The following is a 20,591-nucleotide window of genomic DNA, read 5'->3' on the forward strand; positions in this document are numbered from 1 at the left end:
GAAAAGCCTTCGTTCTAAAGTTTAAAAAATAGCACCGAAACCTTTTGCATAGTAAATACTCTAGATTAGTTATGTTAAACAAAGGAAAAATACAGGTTAAAAGCAGCCTTATTGTTTCCCAAACCTTTCATTCCTCTACTTGGTAGATAGGGATAATTACAGAACCGTTCCTTAGAATTCCCCCCTTTCGCTTACCTGCTTGTTGTCTTTGGCCATTTTGACTAAAGCGCAATTCCATTACTTATAAAACTGCGAGTAAGAATTCCTGCAGTTTTATGCCAAACCCAATCCTTTTCCTAACCTAACAAACATCTATGTTCAACCTCTATTCTCTAAAAATGAAGAAAGTACTAAGTGCCCTGGCACTCGCTTTCTTTGTAGGTGCCCAGGCAAATGGGCAGGCCATTGTTGACAAACAACTGGTCCAGGTTCTTCAATCTTCTACTACTCCCGTTCAAGTGGTAGTTACCTTCAATGGGTACGGTGCTCCCAGCAGCACGCATCTGCAGCTTTTGAAAAGCTTGGATCTTACTAAAGGCCTTACCTTCAAAAACCTTCCTATTGCAGGTCTATTAGCTACCCAGGCGCAAGTAGATGCCTTGTCCAAGAGCCCTTATGTGCGTTCTATTTACCTGAACAAGAAACTGTCTTACTTTAACAATGACGACACCAATTTAACCGGGGTGCAGCGCCTAAGGAAAGACCCCACCTTCATCTCCCGTAACAAGGGTGTTCCGATCTCTGGAAAGGGCGTAACCGTGATGATTAACGACAGTGGGGTTGACGGCACCCATGAGGATGTAAAATTGGGAACCCACCTGGTGCAGAACGTGCTGGGCTCTACTAACCTATCGTCTTTGTCTACCCTCCTGCCGGTGACTTACCTGGAGAATGTGCCTAACACAGACACCAACTCCGGCCACGGTACCCATTGTGCCGGATCGGTGGGAGGTAACGGTGCCAGATCAAATGGCCTTTACGCCGGAGCGGCTCCAGGCGCTACTCTGGTTGGCTACGGCTCAGGCGGGGCACTTTTCATTCTTGACGCCATCGGGGGGTATGACTACGCCTTGACACACCAATTTCAGTACGGCATCAGGGTCATCAGCAACTCCTGGGGCACCAGCGGCGATTTTGACCCACTGGATCCCGTAAACGTGGCTTCCAAGAAAGCCTATGATTTAGGCATCGTTTCAGTTTTTGCGGCTGGAAACGATGGCCCAAGCTCTGACACCCACAATCCCTACGCCATTGCTCCCTGGGTAATCTCGGTAGGTGCTGGTGATAAATACGGTAAACTGGCCGACTTCTCATCCCGCGGGGTGAAAGGCGAAAGCGGCACCTTCACGTATGATGACCAAACCTGGAAGTATGAAAACCGTCCTACCCTTGTAGGCCCAGGCGTGGACGTGGTTTCTACAAGAGCACTTGCTCCTGTGTCTTCGCTCTCGGCGCAGATGGATGCTGAATTGCTTGAACCGGCGCATATCCCTTTCTATACCCACATGAGCGGAACTTCCATGGCTACCCCGCACGTAGCAGGCGTGGTGGCTTTGTTATTGGAGGCGAACCCTTCCCTCACTCCTAGCCAGGTAAAAGAAATCCTGCAGAAGACTGCGACCAACATGCCCGGACATGAGTCCTGGGAAGTGGGCGCTGGTTATGTGAATGCCTATGCGGCCGTGGACCACATTTACAGAAACACCGCCTTCGGTGCTTTCTTGAATTATGCCCGCACTTTCAGAAGTTCCGTGAACACTGCTTCTGAGTCTCAGGCCTTCACCATCAACTTCAACCCGGTGGTAGCGGCTGGAAACCAAATCACGTTCAACGTGGCTTCGGGTACCAACAGCATTGAGGCAAAATTCAATGCCACTGGTCTTCTGGGCCAAACCGGTAATCCGGTAAACCTGATCCTGCTTTCCCCAAGTGGGGCAGAGTACCGTTCCGGCATTCCGCTTACTTTTGCCTTGTACTCTGACAGAGGCATGGCCGTAGCTAATCCTGAGCCAGGCACCTGGACGCTGAAGGCGGAAGGCTTGAATGGATTGGCTTTGCCCGAGACCATCAACGGAACCCTGAACACCTCTAAGATCACTGGTACCACCGGATTGGCTGACATCGCCGGTCACCCGGCGGAAGCTTCCATCAAAATGGCCGTTTCGGCACGCTTAATGGATGGTCTCTCAACCGGATTCAAGCCAAACGAAACCCTGAAACGCATTGATTTAGCAGATTACCTTGTGATGGGCCAAGGTGTTCGTCAGTTCATGCCTACCAGCGGTGCCCTTTCTTTCTCTGACCTCAGCGGTACCCAAGTTTTATTGGGAGAATCAGTAACCTCCAAAGGCGCAGCCTTGAGAGACAGAGCCCACCGCTTCAACGGCGTGATGCTTCCTTCCGCTACCGGTAAGTTCAACCCTACCGGAACGGTGCAACGGGCGCAACTGGCTTACAGCTTGGTTCAGTCTCTGGGCTTGCAAGAATCTGCTTTGCAGCGAAACGGTAAACCGGTGACCGTGAAAAATAACGGACAGTCTTACCCTATTGAAGACGCCGCTTCTATTCCGGCGGGTTTGGAAGGCTACGTGAGTGTTGCCCTTGATCTTAATTTGATCAACGCCTTCTACTCTGTGACCCAAGGTCCTTTTGATTTGTTCCCGAAGATGCATGCCACCTTCAAACCTTTGCAGGAAGTAACCAGAGCAGAGTTTGCCGTGATTGTTACCCGCACCCATGAAAGCTGGAACGCTCTGACGCAGCCTACTGCTACCGCCAGTTCAGCCGCTCTTGGTTTACCGGCCCAGGCCCAAGCCAAGAACTTCTCCTATCCTAACCCTTTCACCGGAAGCACTACCATCACTTACTCCCTGGAGGAAGCTGGCTTTGTCACCGTGGAGGTGTACACCCTGAAGGGCAGCAAAGTGCGCACCCTGGTGGCCGAGGAAAAAGGAGCCGGTACGTACTCAGTGCCTTTCCAAGCCAATAACTTGCCCGCCGGTACTTACCTGTACAAGGTTTCAACCAAAGGCAAAGAGATCAGCAACAGAATGGTTCTGACCAAATAAAGATTCTTCATTTTGGTTTTGAAAAGGAGGCTCTTACATAAGGGCCTCTTTTTTCATTTTAGGAGAGGGTGAATGTACCTAAGGGTAAATACGTCCGTATAAATCGAAAAAATTAATTTTTTTCTTTAACTAAGATACTATTGAACGATTTTTTTACTTACTTGGTACTACCTGTATAATCAAAAAACAATATGAACAACGGTAAAGTAAAATTCTTTAACACCGAAAAAGGCTTCGGATTTATTAAAGACAGCAATTCAAACCAAGAGTATTTCGTACACGTTTCTGGTCTGGTAGATGAAATCAGAGAAAATGACGAAGTTACTTTTGAACTCAAAGAAGGCAAAAAAGGGCTAAACGCGGTAAACGTTAGACTCGCTTAGTCTTTAGTCATAAAGACATTGGTAAAAAGCCTTGCCTTTTGGTAAGGCTTTTTTTATGCTTGCCCCTTTCGTTTTAAGGACCTTTTTAGTAAAAAAAGGTAAAAACAGGATCATCCTCTTTTATAAAAGCCTGACTCTTGTAGGACCATGCTTGCATGTTCTCCTCTATAAAGAGAAAGGTCCATTCTCCTAAAATTTTAAGCCTTCCCTTTCGGCAGAACGCTTGCTTTGCCCGTACTTTGTTTAGCCTTTTCCAAATGGAAGGCCTTTCACCTACATATAAAACAAAGCAGTGCAACATACCAGAGACAAAGAAGCCATCCTTCACCTGTACAACAAGATCCTTCCCCAAGTAGCCGAGCGCATTTTCCAGAACCTGACAGAGGTCACACCACTCTTTGACGACTTTAACCTAGAGCGAGTGGTAGACACCTGGACCAAAGACAAATCAGGATTCTCAGAAAAGGAAATCAGTATTGAGAATGGGAATGTGCAACAGGTTGGCCTCAGGTTAAGGCTCAATGGATTTCAGCCCGCCGGCGCCCAAACCTTTGACATGAGCAAAGAGTTGATGTTCAAGCTGGAATATTCCTCTTATGAGGTAGGGCCAGACAAAAATACAAAATGGGCAGAGAAAGCCTATCTGGAACCGTGGTCCAAACAGGAAACCGAGGAAATCGCCAATCGCTGGACAGAGGATCTGATTGAGGAAATTACCCAAAAGGTGCAAAACTTAGGATAACCTTCCAAAAGGCTCTATCTTCTATAAACAATCATAGAAATAGGTAAACCTTTAGTATTCTTGTCTAAGAACCTTAAATTCAAACACATATCTAGTATTTACTGTTTAGTTATTCACTTATAGCTGGTTTGAGAGATTTAAAATGGGTTTAGTTGTATCTAAGCCCTTCCTCTAGTCATCTTCGTTTTAAAAAATAATTTGGTTTTCAGGTAAAATAAATTGCCTCTTTGTGCAAGTGTATTAAAGTTAATTTAGTATTTTTCCATCGTTACCATATGTATAAACCGATTGACTAGGGTTTATTATCTATCTGATGGATCATATTTTTGGCAGCCCTTTAAAGTCTCACCAGTACTCTGTTCCCTCTGAGCAGATGTCAGTGGCGAACCTTGTCTTAGCCATGCGCCTGAAACGAATGGGGCATTCCTCTGATTACATCACCGACTTTGTGACCGGCTCCTGGAGCCCGATGCCTTTCTCCCCAGACATGCAGGCCCCTTGCCCCGAACTGACTCTGCCCGGCCGAAAGAAAGAGTAATCACTCCTAATTTTTACCAGTTTACTTCCGGGAATTTACCCATCAGGGAATTACCACTATTCTCTGTCCAAACCCATTTTGCTGATTGGGTTAGCTTTCCCTTTTTGGTTCATTTCTAAAAACCAGATCGAAAGCTATTCTCATTGATTTCAATGCTAATTCTTACTTGCTTTTCCGCTTTCATCACCTCACTATAAGAGATTAAAAGGCAGGCTCTTCCTCTTTTCTTTGTCGACTGTAGCACCCAAAAAGAAAACAACTTTTGTAGTAGACCTTTCTCATTTCTTCAGTAGATTTACTAAAAGCCACCTGCCTATGCTTCCACCTGATGACGATGAAGGCTTCGCTGTGCCTGAGCAACTTCCGCTGTACCTGAAAGGAAGGGAGATTTTCAGCCTTACCAAAAAAATTGCGGGTCTCATAGACGAGGAAGACGAGATTCTATCTTCCTTGAAAGAATACATGCTGCTGGATGCCTCCTTCCTGACGGTGAAAGTGGCCGGGGCCGAGGCCGCGGATCTCTATGACCTGCGCATGGAAAACGCCACCCTCATCAGGAAAGCTGCCAACGACCTTCTCTCCCACTGCAATAGCCTGGAAATGTTCGGGTTTAAAGACGTGCAGTACTTTCACCTGCTGCGTGAGGCTGTGGAGGAATACCGGTACCTTTTCGTGGATTGGGTGCAGGGCTTTGACCCGTGGAATTACGTCACAGATAAATGGGGATTGTTCAACCCTCCCGGGGTGCAAGCGCAGGACGCCGAGGATGATTCTTTATAAAGGATCTGAACACCAGATTAAATTTTCTCCCCTTGAAAATTCGCTGCAACCTTTAGGTCTATCAGAGGCTCTTCTTATTAGAAATCTTCCGTGACTTTCAGTAAGTTGGATGTTCCCTTAACCCCTTCATGTATGCAGCAAAAACTACTACTCACCAGGCAATGGACATTTCTTTTATTGGTGTTCCTCTCCAGTGTATTGCTGGGGGCCTGCACCGATGAATGTACGTCCACCATTACGTACACCGCGTATGAACCCGTGTACATGACCAAAACTGAACTACGGAGCTCTGTGCAGGTTGAACCCGCCCGTACCCTTCAGAAGCCCGGCAAAATTTACGCGTATGGTGATTACCTTTTCATCAACGAACAACTGGCCGGCATCCACATCATAGACAACAGCAACCCGGCGGCGCCCCAGCGCATCAGTTTTCTAGCCATCCCCGGCAACGTGGATATGGCGGTGAAAGGGAATACGCTGTACGCTGATAACTACATAGATTTAGTGGTGTTGGACATCACCAACCCAAAAGCAGTCACGCTTAAAAAGCGGGTCGAGGATGTTTTCTCCATCAACAACAGCTCTACGGCGGTTCAGGCGGAAACCTTCATTGCCACCTACAAAGAGAAAAAAGTAACTGAGCCACTCACGGGGTCAGACTGCGATTCTAATTTCCCGAGGGTGATGCTTTCGGATGGAATCGCGAACGGGTCTTTCCAATCCAATATGGCGATGCCTAGATCTGCCATCCCGAGCGGAAAAGGAGGCTCTATGGCCCGTTTCACCATCACCGGCGATCACCTCTACACCGTAGGAATGAGTTCGTTACAGCTTTTCGATATTGCCGAAGAGGCAAATCCCCGAAAGGGTGCATTGATTCAGTTAGGCTGGGGTATTGAGACTATTTTCCCTTACCAGGATAAACTCTTCATTGGGTCTACCACCGGCATGCACATCTATGACAACAGCAATCCGGCGAGCCCCGCCTGGATGTCCACGTATGCCCACGTTAGAAGCTGTGATCCGGTGGTGGTAGACGGGAACCTGGCCTGGGTTACGCTGCGATCGGGGAATGCCTGCGCCGGGTTTACGAACCAATTGGAAGTGATTGACATCAGCAATCCCAGAAGCCCGCAACTTTTGAAAACCTACCCTATGCAACATCCCCACGGCTTAGGCATTGACGGCTCCACCCTATTCCTTTGCGAGGGGGCGTTCGGGCTAAAGGTGTTTGACATCAAGAACCCCTTGCAGGTAGCAGATAAACAACTGATGCACCTCAAAGACCAGCATTCCTATGATGTCATTCCGCTAGGTACTATTCTATTGATGATTGGGGAGGACGGTTTATACCAGTATGATTACTCTAACCCGTCTGCCCTCAAATTAATCAGCAAAATCTCCGTTTCTCCCGCCAAATCATAGATGAAGACTCCTTTTACCATGCTCCTCTCCTTGTTGCTGATGGTTTCGCTTACTTCTTCGGCTCAAAATAATCAGGTAGCAAACAGTACCTTCAACGGAACAACCGCTTCCTCCTATGTGGGGATGGTGGAAGTTGGATACCTGTACCAAGACAATAAAAACAACGCACCCAACACCGCTGATTCATCGCCTACGCTAATCCTTTTCAATGGGTATCAATTTCATCGTCTGTTCAGTTTGGGGGCAACCGTTGGGTTGGACTTTTACAACCAGGTGCTGGTATCACCGGTTGCCCTGGGCATTAGAGGAACCCTGCTCACCACCCGCGTTAGTCCCACCTTCGGGGTAGACGCCGGGTATGGTACCACCTTTTTAAGCGATGAATCAGATAATATCAAAAACAAAGGTGGCTGGATGGTCAACCCCACCTTGGGCATGCGGGTACTGGCGGGGAACAACACTGCTTTCCTGTTCAACCTCGGGTATAAAATCCAAAGGGCCACCACCACAGAACCCGTACCTTGGGGTAACAACATGTTCATCACGGAAAAACATTCCTTTAAAAGGCTTTCTGCCCGTCTGGGATTCATGTTTTAAAAGATCAGTTTTAGCCAATCAATACCACTAATGCAGGCTAGGGTTTAGGACTTGTTTTTTGAAAACAGGCCGAAACCCTAGCCTGCTTCTTGTATCTCTTGCCTTCTTAATTCTGATGAATCACATATCAGGTTTCTTGATTTGGTAGGTTCCGAGCCTTTACTTTCACCTGGTTTAAGCCTTATTTTGCTAAAACGAAGTAAAAACTCAGGCTAAACCTATAATAGGAACAGCCGTCCTGCGTAAGTAAGATTTTGTCAGTTTTTAAGAAAGAAACTTGCAAGCAGGAAAAGAGTAGAAGCGATAACTTCGTTTTGCCATTGGCTATCAAGAACACCGTGGCGGCTTTTAAAAAACGTGAATGAAAGAAATACAGGACATAGTTCAGGCGTTTACCCGGCATACCGCAGAAGGAAAACAGACGGCGCTGGCCACAGTAGTGCACGTGGAAGGTAGCTCTTACAGAAGACCGGGTGCCCGGATGCTGGTTTCTGATGATGGACAATTAACCGGTGCCATCAGCGGCGGCTGCCTGGAAGGCGATGCCCTCCGCAAAGCTCGTTTAGCCATGAGTGAGGGAAGACCCGCCTTGGTAAAATATGATACCATGGACGACGATGACGCAAAACTGGGCGTAGGGTTAGGCTGCAACGGTATCATCCATATTCTTATTGAACCCATAGACCTCACCTCGTCGCAGCATCCGTTAAGTCTATTGCAGAAAGTGATAGGGCAGCGGCAGGTAGCAGTGGTGGTCACCTTGTTTTCATTGCAGGACCGCAAAGGTCCCCAGCCTGGCACCTGCTATGTAACCCAATTTGATGAGGAGGTAATTACCCCAGCATTATCAGAGGCCCTCCTCTCCGAAGTGCAGGCGGATGTTCGGGCCACCCGGTCAAGTCTTGTTTCCAGCACGAAATCCTATAAACATGGCCAAAACACGTTTACCGCTTTTCTGGAGGTCCTTCAGCCCGCTCCTGCTTTGGTTATTTGCGGGGCCGGAAATGACGTGATGCCCTTGGTGAACATGGCAAGCCTTTTAGGTTGGCCTACCACGGTGGTAGATGGTCGGGCCAATTACGCTACCCAGGACCGCTTCCCGCATGCCCGGCAGGTGCTGGTGGCAAAACCAGAGCAGGTATTGCCAAACCTCACCGTTGACCATACCACCATATTCCTGCTCTTCACACACAACTACAATTATGACTTGGCGATGCTGCGGTTACTGTTGCCTCTGCCCCTGCCGTATATTGGTGTTTTAGGGCCAAAAAAGAAAATGGCCCGCATGTTAGACGAGCTACAGGAAGAAGGCTTGCACCTGGAGGAAGCACAAGTGAACAAAGTATTTGGCCCAGTAGGACTAGACCTTGGTGCAGAAACATCAGAGGAAATCGCGCTTTCGGTTTTAGCAGAGATCAAAGCCGTTTTAGCGCGCAGAAATGCCAGGTTCCTGCGTGACAAACAAGAAAGCATTCATGCTACGGCGGGTGCATCCATACCTGAACCGACTATTTCTTAACCTTGATGACAGGAATAATTGTACTCGCTGCCGGTTCTTCCAGTAGGTTAGGGCAGCCCAAGCAACAACTCCTATACAAAGGGCAAACCTTGTTGCAACATTCCCTTCAGGCGGCCCTGGCATCTGGCGGATCACCGGTAATGGTGGTGTTAGGAGCCAACGCTGAAGCAATCCTTTCCAAAATAGAAGAAACAGAAACAATAGTACTTCATAACCCTCATTGGGAGGAAGGAATGGCCTCTTCCATTCGGGTGGGCATATCTAAGCTATTGGAAGTTGCTCCTGAATCTACGTCGGCCTTGTTCCTGCTCTGTGACCAGCCCTTTGTTTCTGCGGATTTGCTTAACCAGATGATCCAGCAGAAAGAGGAAACCCAGAAGGGGATTGTGGCTTGCGCTTATCAAAACACCTTGGGAGCGCCCGTTCTTTTTGATCAGCATTTCTTTCCCCGGCTCCAGCAACTGAAAGGCCAAGAAGGTGCAAAAAAGCTACTCGGCCAGTTTCCTGCTGAAGTTTCCCCTGTACCGTTCCCCGCGGGAGCTGTTGACATTGACACCTTAGCTGATTATGCCTCCCTGAAAGCTGGCGAGGTACAATAATCTTTCTCCTTCCTTTGCTTTCCTGAGGTTCTTAAGGTAGAACCTTTTAGGTCACGAGCTTCCAGGATCGGCCGTTTTGAACCTGTTTTTTCAAAATCTACACGAAAACAGCCGTTTTTAAATTGGGCTCTTTTCTCCTTTCTGCCCCTATTTCCCTTAACTGAACTCCATTTTAACCGTTAGAAAGACAATTGAAAATGGTTCGTCTTTTCTGTTCGGTTTCATGGGCCTACCAAACGCCTTCAAGAAATTAGAAAAAGCGTAACTGGCGTCTGTTAAAAGAAAGTTTCACCAGTTCATTCACCGCCCCCATGAACACACAAAATTCACTCGGGGCAGAAACGGCTGTACGGCCGCTGCTGCCAGAGACCAGAACCGTTACCCTCCGGGTGAACGGCACCACCCACCAACTCCAATTAGCTCCGTGGACCTCGGTACTGGATGCCTTGCGGGAGCACCTCCAGTTAACAGGCACCAAAAAAGGCTGCGACCATGGTCAATGTGGAGCCTGCACGGTGCTGCTCAATGGAAAGCGCATCAATTCCTGCCTTACCCTGGCAGTGATGCAGGAAAACAAAGAAATCACCACGGTAGAAGGCTTGGCACAGAATGGAGAATTACACCCGGTACAACAAGCTTTTATTGACCACGATGCGTTCCAGTGCGGTTACTGCACCCCAGGACAAATCTGCTCGGTCATTGGCCTGGTAAACGAAGGGAAAGCAAAGACGCTGGACGACATCAAGGACCTCATGAGCGGAAATGTGTGCCGGTGCGGAGCCTATGTGAACATTGTAAAAGTGGCGCAGGAGGCCCTGGAAAAAAACACCGGATTATGAGACCATTCACCTTTACCCAATCCCAAGATGTAGACACCGCCGTACAGGAAGTCTCCAAGGAGGGCGCCAAATTCATTGCCGGCGGCACCAATCTGCTGGATTTGATGAAAATAGACGTCATGAGCCCCTCTCATCTGGTGGACATCACGCAAATAGCCTTAGACACCATAGAGGAAACCGAAGCAGGAGGAATCAGGTTAGGAGCCTTGGCCAAAAACGCCGACACTGCTTACCATGAACTGGTGGAAACCCGTTACCCGTTGCTTTCCCACGCTATTCTTGCCGGAGCTACCGCTCAGTTGCGCAACATGGCCACAGACGGCGGCAACCTGCTGCAACGCACCCGCTGCTACTATTTCTATGATACCCACACGCCTTGCAACAAACGGGAACCAGGCTCAGGCTGCTCAGCCATACAGGGCTACAACCGTGATTTAGCCATTCTGGGCACCAGCGAACATTGCATTGCCACCCATCCTTCTGATATGTGTGTAGCCTTGGCGGCGTTGGAGGCTACTGTTCAGGTAACCGGGAAAAACGGGGCTCGGTCTATCCCCTTTGCTAACTTCCACCGCCTGCCCGGTGACACCCCGCACCTTGATTCCAACCTGCAACCTGATGAAATCATTACGGCCATTGAGTTGCCCGCCAACGGATTTGCCACACACTACACCTACTTGAAACTCCGGGACCGGGCATCGTACGCCTTTGCCTTGGTGTCAGTAGCCGCTGCGCTGGAATTGGAAGGTAATACAGTGAAAGAGGCGCGCATAGCGTTAGGCGGTGTGGCCCATAAGCCGTGGCGCGTACCCCAGGCGGAAGCATTGCTGCACGGACAACAGGCTACGAGGGAAAATTTTCAAAAGGTGGCCGAAGCCTATCTGGAAGGCGCCAAAGGATTTGGCCACAACGATTTTAAAATAGAATTAGCCAAAAGGGCCATTGTGCGGGCGTTAGAACAAGCTACCAAAAAGGAGGCAACAGCATGAAAGAGAACTATACGGGTACTCCCACCAACCGCGTAGACGGAAAAGCCAAAGTCACGGGAGAAGCAAAATACGCAGCTGAATTCGAAGCCCCTGGTTTGTTGCACGGCGTGGTAGTCAACAGCGCCATCGCCAAGGGAAAGATAAAGCGCATTGATACTTCTGCCGCACTGCAATTAGACGGAGTGCACCAGGTGTTCACCCATGAGAATCGGCCTGGATACTCCTGGTTTGACAAACACCATCAGGATGAGGATGCCCCACCCGGCTCCCCTTTCCGGCCCCTTGGCAGTGATGAGATAAAATTCAGCATGCAGCCCATTGCGTTGGTGGTGGCAGATACTTTTGAGTTGGCCCGGTATGCGGCGCTGCTGGTGCAGGTGGAGTATGAAACAGAGCCGCACGAGACAAACCTGGAGGCAAACCTGGACCAGGCCTACAAACCCAAGAAGTATAAATCCCCTCCTCCCTCAAGTCCCCGCGGTGACGCAGCCCAGGCATTTGAACGTTCAGCGGTGAAACTGGAGGAAGCGTACGCCCATCCGGCCCACCACCACAACCCCATGGAAATGCACGCTTCCATTGCCATCTGGCACGAAGGAGGCAAGCTCACCGTCTATGATAAAATACAGGGGGTTCAGAACAGCCAGAAATACATCTCCACCGCTTTTGGCATCCCCCAGGAAGACGTACAGGTAATTTCCCCGTATGTGGGTGGCGCCTTCGGCTCAGGGCTTCGGCCGCAGTACCAGTTGTTCTTGTCGGTTTTGGCAGCGCGGGAACTGAAGAGAGCGGTCAAAGTGGTGCTCACCCGCCAGCAGATGTTCTCCTTCGGGCACCGGCCCCACACCATCCAAAAGCTAGCCATCGGCGCTTCGGAAGAGGGCAAGCTGCAGGCCATCACCCACCATGCCTTCGCCGAAACCTCTCGGTTTGAGGACTACAACGAGGATGTGGTTATCTGGCCCGGCGTGCTGTACGACTGCCACAACGTGGAGGTAAGCCACCAACTGGTAGGCTTGGATGTGTACACCCCGCTGGACATGCGCGCCCCCGGGGGCACCACCGGGACTTTCGCCCTGGAATGCGCCATAGATGAAATGGCCTACAAGCTGAACATGGACCCGCTGGAATTCAGGTTGAAAAACTACTCAGAAAAGGACCTGAACGAAGACAAACCCCACTCCAGCAAGGAACTGAAAGAATGTTACCGCCAGGGTGCCGAGAAATTCGGCTGGGCCAACCGCATGATGGAGCCCCGCTCCATGAAAGAAGGGCACCAACTGATTGGTTGGGGAGTAGCGCACGGAGCCTGGGAAGCCCAACAGCAAGAAGCTTCGGCCAAAGCAGTGTTAAGCCCCGAAGGTAAGTTGAAGGTCTCCAGCGCCACCGCCGATATAGGGACCGGTACCTACACGGTGATGACCCAGATTGCCGCCGAAACCATGGGGCTTCCTTTGGAGGACGTGACGTTTGAACTCGGGGATTCTACCATGCCTAAATCCCCGCTGGAAGGCGGCTCCTGGACGGTGTCCTCCGTAGGCTCGGCTGTGAAGCTGGTGTGCGAGAAACTTCAGGAAGAGCTCTTGAAAATGGCTCAAAATATGAAAAACAGCCCATTTTCAGAAGCCAAACCAGAAGAGGTGTCTTTTGCCAACGGCCAGATGTTTCTAACCCACGCGCCGGCCACCTCCCTCCCCCTCACAGCCATCCTGGAACAACATGAAGGAGAACCAATAGAGGCCGAAGCTTCGCAAAAACCAGATAAGGAGCAGAAGAATTACTCCAGTTACTCCCACTCGGCTACGTTTGTGGAGGTACAGGTGGACGAAGAGTTAGGAACAGTGAAGGTAACCCGCATTGTCACCGCCGTGGCGGCCGGCCGCATCATCAATCCTAAAACCGGAAGAAGCCAGATATTGGGCGGGTCTGTTTGGGGCATCGGGGTGGCTTTGGAGGAGCATACCGTCTTGGATCATCAGTTAGGCAGGTTCATGACCCATGACCTTGACAAATACCACTTACCTGTCAATGCCGATGTCCATGAAACAGACGTTATCTTTGTGGAGGAAAAAGATGACATCGTGAACCCGCTGGGGGCGAAAGGCCTTGGCGAGGTAGGTATCGTGAGTGTGGCTCCGGCCATTTGCAACGCGGTTTTCCATGCCACCGGCAAAAGAATCCGGGAGCTACCAATTACCTTGGATAAGTTACTGTAAACGTTTTGCGCCTGTTTTTGACAAAATAGCCCTAAACAGGCGCAAACGTTTGTCCGCTTTTGGTTGTAGCCAAATTGTGGTGTACATTTAAAATTGGCGCCTCTACAGAAAGTAAGTGGTTGCCCTTGATGAAAGATTAAACTGATGGAAATACTCCTGTTTGGGATCACCCGGGAAATTGTAGGAGAATCCACCTTAACGGTAGAACCTGAGGAAACGCTACAGACTGTAGGCCAATTGAAAGCATGGCTGGGGCAGCGGTATCCTGCCCTGCAAAAACTGAGTTCGCTGGCCGTGGCCGTTGACAGTGAATACGCCGATGACGCGCAGCCTCTTTCGCCGGGGCAGGAAGTGGCGCTTATTCCCCCGGTGAGCGGCGGGTAAAAGATAAAGCATGTTAGTTAAACTAGTTACCGAGGTTGACCTAAACGAAGCCTTCCACTACTTACAGGATCCGGGCGCGGGCGGCATTGACCTATTTGTGGGTACCGTCCGGAACCACGCGCACGGCAAAGAGGTTGTAAAACTGGTATTCGAGGCCTATGCGCCTATGGCTTTGAAGGAAATGCAGAAGCTGGCCGTGGCCGCCCAGCAGCAGTGGCCCATTGAGAAATTAGTCATCTTACACGCAGTGGGCGAGAAACTGGTAGGTGAGCCGGTCGTCATCATCGGGGTGGCCTCCGCGCACCGCGAGGTGGCCTTCACCGCTTGCCGGTTCCTCATTGACGAACTGAAAAAGACCGTTCCCATCTGGAAGAAAGAGTATTACCAAGACAACAGTGTGTGGGTCAACGCCCACCCCTAAGCCATGAGCAAGCCCCCATTGATTGATAAATACGGAAGGCAGTTGACGTACCTGCGGCTCTCGGTCACCGACCGGTGCAACTTCAGGTGCTATTACTGCATGCCAGAGGAAGGAATGGATTTTGCCGCCCGACAGGAACTGCTGTCCTTTGACGAACTCTACAGCCTCTCGGCGCTTTTTTGCAGCCTGGGGGTAAATAAGATAAGGATCACCGGCGGCGAACCCTTTGTGCGCGCTGGCATTATCCCGTTTTTGCGGCGATTGAGCAAAATTCCTGGGCTGGAAGAGATCACGGTGACCAGCAACGGCTCGCTCACCAGCGCCCAAATCAAAGCCCTGCAGGAAATCGGCATCCGAAAAATCAACATCAGCCTGGACTCTCTGGACCGCGACCGCTTCTTCCAAATCACCCGCCGTGACCGTTTTGAGGATGTGTACGCCAGTATCTTCCAACTCCTGAATTCTGGGTTTGAGGTAAAGCTCAACTGCGTGGTGGCGGAGAACAAGAACATTCAGGACATCCTGCCCTTTGTGGAACTGACGAAGGACTACCCACTGGCGGTGCGTTTCCTGGAGGAGATGCCCTTCAACGGCAGCGACACCTTTCTCCTGCCGCAATGGAGTCACCGCGAGATTTACCAGCATATCCAGAGCCAATATTCTTTGTTGGAGAAACTGCAAAGCGAACCCACCTCCACCTCGGTCAACTACCGGGTTCCGGGCTACAAAGGCACCTTCGGGGTCATTCCCTCCTTCAGCCGGACCTTCTGCGGAACCTGTAACCGAATCAGGTTAGGCGCCACCGGGGAGTTACGCACCTGCCTGTACGGTCCTCCGGCCTTGAACTTGCGCGATCTAGTGCGGCAAGGCGCCAAAATTGAACAGTTGGAAAATGAACTCAGGATTGCCGTGAGCAACAGGGAGAAAGACGGCTTTGCCGCCGAGGCCAGTGTTCCTCAAACCACCCATGCCTCTATGTCGGTGTTGGGAGGTTAATTGTAGGCTGGCTTTGATAGAGGTTGAAATAGCAAAAGCATTTTAGGGCTGTTTTCGATAAAATGGACTTAAAACAAAGGCAAATTTCTAAAAGACCTCCTGAGGCTTTTGGCTGATCAGGGCAAGTTCATTCTTCCTAATTTTGCTTCCTTATTCGAGTACAACCATCTGATTCGTTTCTCAACCACTTTCCTGAAAACAGGCGATAAACGCTTATAACATAAGAAGTAAAATGAGTTCACTTTCACATATAGATGAACATGGCCAGCCCAGCATGGTGGATGTATCCGGCAAGTCGGTGACCACCAGAACTGCCATTGCGGAGGGGTTGGTGCATTTCCCCGAGGCAGTTTTCCACCAGTTGGCAGAGCAAAATTTTCTAACCAAAAAAGGTGCGGTAATCCAGACAGCTATCATTGCCGGAGTCATGGCCGCAAAGAAAACCTCCGACCTCATTCCGCTCTGCCATCCGCTGGCGCTGTCTACCTGCAAAGTGGACATTGAACCTGCTGATGGCTTTGCTCTTAGGGTGACTTGCCTGGTGCGGTGCGAAGGAAAAACCGGCGTGGAAATGGAAGCCTTGACCGGCGTTTCTGCTGCGGCTCTCACCGTATATGACATGTGTAAGGCGCTCACCCACGATCTGGTGATTTCTGATATCCGGCTGGTAAAGAAAACGGGCGGGAAATCAGATATTCATGCCTCCCGGTAATTACCACAAAACTGAACCATGGAAAACCGATACAGCCGGCAACTGCAACTCCCCGGATTTGGCCCCGAAGCACAGCAGAAACTGAACAAATCCAACGTGCTGGTGGTGGGTGCGGGCGGTCTGGGGGTGCCGGTGCTGCAATACTTGGCCGGAATGGGCATCGGGACGCTGGGCCTGGTAGACGGCGACCACATCAGCCTCACCAATCTGCACCGGCAGGTCTTGTACAGCACCTCTGAGGTAGGCCAGTTGAAAGTGGAAGTAGCGGTGCAAAAGCTGGCTCAGCTGAACCCAGAGATACAGCTGATTCCTTTTCCCACGCACCTCACGCCGGAGAATGCGCTGGAGATCATGAAAGAATATGACCTGATTATTGACGCTACCGATAACTTTGAGGCCCGTTACCTCATCAACGATGCCTGCGTGCTGTTGGGAAAACCCTTTGTATATGGAGCACTGCACCAGTTTGAGGGTCAGGTAAGCGTGTTCAACCTGGCGGACGGCCCTACCTATCGTTGCCTCTACCCTACGCCACCCTCAGCCCAGGAAATCCCCGACTGCAATACCGCTGGAGTACTGGGGGTAGTGCCGGGGCTCATAGGATTACAGCAGGCCTTAGAAGCGGTGAAGGTGCTTACCGGCATCGGGAAGTCACTCTCTGGGTACCTGCTCATGCTGGATTTCCTGAACCAAACCCAATACAAGATAAAGCTGAAAGCCAACCCTGAAAACCAGCGAATTACCAGTCTACAGCCTTCCTATACTGTAGCCAGCTGCGCCAGCGTGCCTGAGGTAACCGCTACTGAGCTATACGGGTGGCTGAACAGCGGAAAGAAAATGCTGCTGCTGGATGTGCGTGAACAGGACGAGTACGTGCAGGGGCACCTGCAGAAATCTTTGCTGACACCTTTATCGGTGTTCCGAAACCAGATAGACCAATTGCCGCAGCACCTGCCCATTATTACGATTTGCCAAAAGGGCGGCCGCAGCCGCAAAGCCGCCGAACTGCTCTTGGGGAAAGAACCAAACGCTGACGTCTACAGTTTGGCGGGCGGTATGGAGGCCTGGCAGGCGCAACTAACAAACAAACTAGTGGTGAAATGATAGCCCTTGATTACAACCTGATTTTACTCATCTTCAGTTTCTTTGTCATTGCCACGCTGTATTCATCGGTGGGTTTTGGCGGCGGCTCCAGTTACCTGGCGCTGCTGGCGCTTCTGTTGCCTAATTTCCTGGAGATAAAATCAACAGCCTTGCTCTGCAACCTGGTGGTGGTTACCGGCAGCACGAACCTCTTCATAAAGCAAGGGCTATTTGACTTAAAAAAATTCTTGCCTTTGGCGTTGTGCAGCGTGCCTGCTGCTTTTCTGGGGGCCACCTTCAGCCTTACGCAATCGGTTTTCTTTATCTGCCTGGGCGCGGTGCTGGCTTTCTCCGGGGCATTATTGATTTTGCAGTTCTTCACGCAACCGGTGGCCAAAGGAGTTGAATACGGCCAGCATTCCTGGCTTTTCAACCTGCTGTTAGGCGCCGGTTCAGGTTTCGTATCAGGACTAGTAGGCATTGGCGGCGGTATCCTGCTTTCGCCGGTGCTGCACCTGCTTCGCTGGGCCGATGCCCGGACCATTGCTGCCCTTGCCTCCTTTTTCATCCTGGTGAACTCCGTAGCCGGAGTCCTGGGCCAGGTGGCAAGTGGTAACTTCAGGGTAGATGGCGACTTTCTGTGGCCCCTGCTTTTAGCCGTATTTTTAGGCGGACAACTGGGCACAAGGTTAAGTTTGCAGAAGATCAAGCCCCAGGCGGTGAAGGGACTTACCGGCGCCTTTGTCCTGTTCATCGGGTTAAAGCTGGTTTTCAGTTATATTTAGGGCTTGACGTACCTCCATGATATCTGTAGAAGAAGCCTTACAACTGGTGCTGCAGCACAAAGCCACGCTGATTATTGAAGAAGTAGACTTATGGCAATCTGTGGGCCGGGTTTTAGCCCAGGAGGTAGTTGCCGACCGCGACTTCCCTCCTTTTGACCGCGTCACGATGGACGGAATCGCTATCAATGCCCAAACTTTCGCCGTTGGCACCAAGGCTTTCCCCATAGAGCAGATCCAGGCAGCCGGTGCCCCGCAGACTACCTTACAGAACCCAGATCATTGTATTGAGATCATGACCGGAGCCATGCTCCCGGCCAATACAGATGCGGTGGTACCCTATGAAGACTGCCTTCTGCAGGACCATACAGCCACGGTGCAAGCCCAACAAGTAGTTCAAGGACAGAACATTCACCGCCAGGGTTCTGATAAAAAAGCGGGCGAAGTGCTGCTTTCCGGCGGGGTACAGATTACCCCTGCCATTGTGGGAACGCTTGCCTCGGTGGGATTGGCCAAAGTGAAAGTCTATGCAATGCCCAAGGTAGCCATCTGCTCTACCGGTGATGAGTTAGTGGAGATCCAAGAGACGCCGCTGCCGCACCAGATCAGGCGCTCCAACGCGTATATGCTGGCAGCCGCGTTACAGCAGGAGAACATTCAAGCCTCCCTGCACCATCTGCCCGATGTTCCTGAAACCATGAAGGCTAGCTTAGAGCAGATCATCGCAGAGCACGAGGTATTGCTCTTGTCCGGGGCCGTTTCTAAAGGCAAATTCGATTTTTTGCCGCAGGTTTTAGAGGCTCTGGGGTTTACGGCTGTTTTCCATAGAATAGCCCAAAAACCCGGCAAGCCGATGCTGTTTGGTACGCTGCCCGTCAACAAGGTGGTGTTTGGGCTGCCCGGTAACCCGGTGTCCACGTTTGTGTGTTACCAGCTGTTTTTCAGGCCATGGCTGCGCGCTTCTCTGCACCTTACCCCAGTTACGGCTTTTGCCCAACTAGCCCTTCCTATTTCTTTTAGGCCAGCCCTCACGTACCACTTACCGGTTAAGCTGCGCAACCACGAAGGCCTTTTACAAGCCACCCCCATTTCCAACACCGGTTCCGGGGACCTGACAAGCATTCTGGAAGCCGATGGATTGTTAAGCTTGCCGCCGGAGCCACAGACTTTCCCAGCGGGAAGTGCCGTTCCACTTACGTTATTATAACCTTTTCATCAGGCTGTACAAAGCCACTTCGCTTTCATGTATTTCAAGCCTGATTTTAGGAATAGAGGCTAAAACCGAAAGTGAATTTCTCTTACTTTCAGCCTAAACACGTACAAGGAAGCTGAAACCAAAAATGTAAATCATGGAAAATAAAGCGTGGAACGCCGACCACTATAAGGAGTTGAATGGGTACTTCCGGGAAAAAATCCAGCATCAATTGACAACTGATCCGCATCTGCAGAAACAGGTGGCCGAAGGAAAGAGCCTGCAGTTATCTGAAATTGTGGAGAGTATGACGCTCAACGACCAGGTTCTGTGGAAAGAGTTTCTGCACCTGGATCAAATCAAAATGCACCAAGACTTGCAGAATCACTTCGAGGGAAAAGGCGCTCCCCTGCATGACAAATCTGGGTTCTACCGCCAACCTCACCAAGGAGATAGCGACGAGCAGCCGCTTTGGTAAAGAAAGCTGTTCAGGCACCTGATGATTTACAGGCTTTTCTGCCTGGCTGATGAATGCTACTAAATATTGGGCCTCTACTTCAACGACTCAAAACTGTACTGGGCATCGCTCCAGAACTCATCCAGGGCAATGATGCGAGGTTTGAAAAAGGAGATGAGCGTGGGCCAGTCCTCGCGGTTGAAGACGTTCACGGGTCCAATCTCTTTGTAGATCCTGCTGATGGTCTCGCCGTATTCATTGGTGGTGTGCAGGTCCCACTCCCACTCCTCCCCCAAGGTTTCATGCAGGTAGGATTTCAGCTCCAGAAACTGCTCAAAGAAAAGCTCCTGGATTTCTGGATCTGGGTGCGTCATCTCAATCCCAATGGAAGCCGATTTGTTTTCAGCCCGCATTCTGAAGTACACGTGTTTGAGGCCAGTCTTGTAGTTGGACCAGTTGATTTTCAGCCCCTCTGCCGAGGGATGCGGCGCGATGTACTGGCCAAACGTGGTCCAAAAACTTTGTCTTAGTTGGGAGGCTTGTTCTCTGGTGTACATATCTGGGTATTTCTTCTGTTGTAATGAAGGTGCCAAGCCGAAACAGAATAGGCAACGACACTACAAAGAGAACGTCAAAAATAAAACTCAGGATTAGATATAAGTACCTACATGGATTAAATACAACCGCTACTTTGCTTAGTCCAAAAAGGCTTGATACAAAGGCAGTTCCCCCTCACAAAAGGGTCAGAAATACTTACTTTTAGGTATTTCAAGTGGTTTATGAAAAACGGTACTTTGCTTGCAGATGGGGCTTGTTAATCAAACTTCATCACAGGGTTTTATATTTTGTCTGAGAAGGGGGCATCGGGG

At 50.3% G+C, this 20,591-nt stretch carries 21 protein-coding genes; 20 read left to right on the top strand and 1 reads right to left on the bottom strand.

Going from position 1 to position 20,591, the window contains the following annotated elements:
* Window positions 1-338 precede the first annotated feature (338 nt).
* The 20 genes from FOA19_RS13190 (at window position 339) to FOA19_RS13285 (ending at window position 19,743) form a co-directional block, all read left to right on the top strand.
* Complete coding sequence (locus FOA19_RS13190; protein ID WP_149091271.1) at window positions 339-3,068, top strand: S8 family serine peptidase; 2,730 nt, start codon at window positions 339-341, stop codon at window positions 3,066-3,068.
* A 191-nt stretch (window positions 3,069-3,259) separates the two neighbouring features.
* Window positions 3,260-3,451 (top strand): cold-shock protein, encoded by a 192-nt coding sequence (locus FOA19_RS13195; protein WP_123125815.1) that lies wholly within the window; start codon window positions 3,260-3,262, stop codon window positions 3,449-3,451.
* A gap of 292 nt (window positions 3,452-3,743) precedes the next feature.
* Entirely contained in the window at window positions 3,744-4,193 is a 450-nt protein-coding gene (locus FOA19_RS13200; RefSeq protein WP_149091272.1) for a hypothetical protein, read from the top strand.
* A gap of 313 nt (window positions 4,194-4,506) precedes the next feature.
* Window positions 4,507-4,731, top strand: coding sequence for a hypothetical protein (locus tag FOA19_RS23555; RefSeq protein WP_149091273.1), 225 nt, complete (start codon window positions 4,507-4,509; stop codon window positions 4,729-4,731).
* Between the two features lie 315 nt (window positions 4,732-5,046).
* A complete protein-coding gene (locus FOA19_RS13210) occupies window positions 5,047-5,511 on the top strand; it encodes a hypothetical protein (RefSeq protein WP_149091274.1) in 465 nt (154 codons plus the stop codon).
* 132 nt (window positions 5,512-5,643) lie between these two features.
* The gene (locus FOA19_RS13215; RefSeq protein WP_149091275.1) at window positions 5,644-6,936 is read left to right on the top strand and encodes an LVIVD repeat-containing protein; all 1,293 of its coding nucleotides are present in this window, start codon (window positions 5,644-5,646) and stop codon (window positions 6,934-6,936) included.
* Window positions 6,937-7,533, top strand: coding sequence for a hypothetical protein (locus FOA19_RS13220; protein ID WP_149091276.1), 597 nt, complete (start codon window positions 6,937-6,939; stop codon window positions 7,531-7,533).
* Window positions 7,534-7,894: 361 nt separating this feature from the next.
* A complete protein-coding gene (locus FOA19_RS13225; RefSeq protein WP_149091277.1) occupies window positions 7,895-9,052 on the top strand; it encodes an XdhC family protein in 1,158 nt (385 codons plus the stop codon).
* 5 nt (window positions 9,053-9,057) lie between these two features.
* On the top strand, window positions 9,058-9,651 hold the full coding sequence (locus tag FOA19_RS13230; RefSeq protein ID WP_149091278.1) for a nucleotidyltransferase family protein: 594 nt from the start codon (window positions 9,058-9,060) through the stop codon (window positions 9,649-9,651).
* A 311-nt stretch (window positions 9,652-9,962) separates the two neighbouring features.
* Window positions 9,963-10,490 carry a (2Fe-2S)-binding protein gene (locus FOA19_RS13235; RefSeq protein ID WP_149091279.1) on the top strand — a complete coding sequence of 176 codons (528 nt, stop codon included), beginning with the start codon at window positions 9,963-9,965 and terminating at the stop codon, window positions 10,488-10,490.
* On the top strand, window positions 10,487-11,479 hold the full coding sequence (locus FOA19_RS13240) for an FAD binding domain-containing protein (RefSeq protein ID WP_149091280.1): 993 nt from the start codon (window positions 10,487-10,489) through the stop codon (window positions 11,477-11,479). Before FOA19_RS13235 ends, FOA19_RS13240 begins: the two co-directional genes overlap by 4 nt.
* Complete coding sequence (locus FOA19_RS13245) at window positions 11,476-13,695, top strand: xanthine dehydrogenase family protein molybdopterin-binding subunit (protein WP_149091281.1); 2,220 nt, start codon at window positions 11,476-11,478, stop codon at window positions 13,693-13,695. The genes FOA19_RS13240 and FOA19_RS13245 overlap by 4 nt, the downstream gene beginning before the upstream one ends.
* Window positions 13,696-13,839: 144 nt before the next feature.
* Window positions 13,840-14,079, top strand: coding sequence for a molybdopterin converting factor subunit 1 (gene moaD / locus FOA19_RS13250; protein WP_149091282.1), 240 nt, complete (start codon window positions 13,840-13,842; stop codon window positions 14,077-14,079).
* Between the two features lie 10 nt (window positions 14,080-14,089).
* On the top strand, window positions 14,090-14,500 hold the full coding sequence (locus FOA19_RS13255; RefSeq protein WP_149091283.1) for a molybdenum cofactor biosynthesis protein MoaE: 411 nt from the start codon (window positions 14,090-14,092) through the stop codon (window positions 14,498-14,500).
* A 3-nt stretch (window positions 14,501-14,503) separates the two neighbouring features.
* Entirely contained in the window at window positions 14,504-15,496 is a 993-nt protein-coding gene (moaA, locus tag FOA19_RS13260; protein ID WP_149091284.1) for a GTP 3',8-cyclase MoaA, read from the top strand.
* A 232-nt stretch (window positions 15,497-15,728) separates the two neighbouring features.
* Window positions 15,729-16,208: a cyclic pyranopterin monophosphate synthase MoaC gene (gene moaC, locus FOA19_RS13265; protein WP_149091285.1), complete on the top strand. Its 480-nt coding sequence runs from the start codon at window positions 15,729-15,731 to the stop codon at window positions 16,206-16,208.
* 18 nt (window positions 16,209-16,226) lie between these two features.
* The gene (locus FOA19_RS13270) at window positions 16,227-17,312 is read left to right on the top strand and encodes a HesA/MoeB/ThiF family protein (RefSeq protein ID WP_149091286.1); all 1,086 of its coding nucleotides are present in this window, start codon (window positions 16,227-16,229) and stop codon (window positions 17,310-17,312) included.
* A complete protein-coding gene (locus FOA19_RS13275; RefSeq protein WP_149091287.1) occupies window positions 17,309-18,076 on the top strand; it encodes a sulfite exporter TauE/SafE family protein in 768 nt (255 codons plus the stop codon). The genes FOA19_RS13270 and FOA19_RS13275 overlap by 4 nt, the downstream gene beginning before the upstream one ends.
* Before the next feature lie 16 nt (window positions 18,077-18,092).
* Window positions 18,093-19,280: a molybdopterin molybdotransferase MoeA gene (locus tag FOA19_RS13280; RefSeq protein WP_149091288.1), complete on the top strand. Its 1,188-nt coding sequence runs from the start codon at window positions 18,093-18,095 to the stop codon at window positions 19,278-19,280.
* A gap of 142 nt (window positions 19,281-19,422) precedes the next feature.
* A complete protein-coding gene (locus FOA19_RS13285; protein ID WP_149091289.1) occupies window positions 19,423-19,743 on the top strand; it encodes a hypothetical protein in 321 nt (106 codons plus the stop codon).
* Window positions 19,744-19,817: 74 nt separating this feature from the next.
* Here the strand turns inward: FOA19_RS13285 and FOA19_RS13290 are convergent, their stop codons facing one another.
* Window positions 19,818-20,279, bottom strand: a complete 462-nt coding sequence (locus tag FOA19_RS13290; RefSeq protein ID WP_149091934.1) for a DUF4268 domain-containing protein — start codon at window positions 20,277-20,279, stop codon at window positions 19,818-19,820.
* Window positions 20,280-20,591: the final 312 nt, after the last annotated feature.

This window comes from Rufibacter hautae, assembly GCF_008271695.1.
In the GTDB taxonomy this organism is placed as follows: domain Bacteria; phylum Bacteroidota; class Bacteroidia; order Cytophagales; family Hymenobacteraceae; genus Nibribacter; species Nibribacter hautae.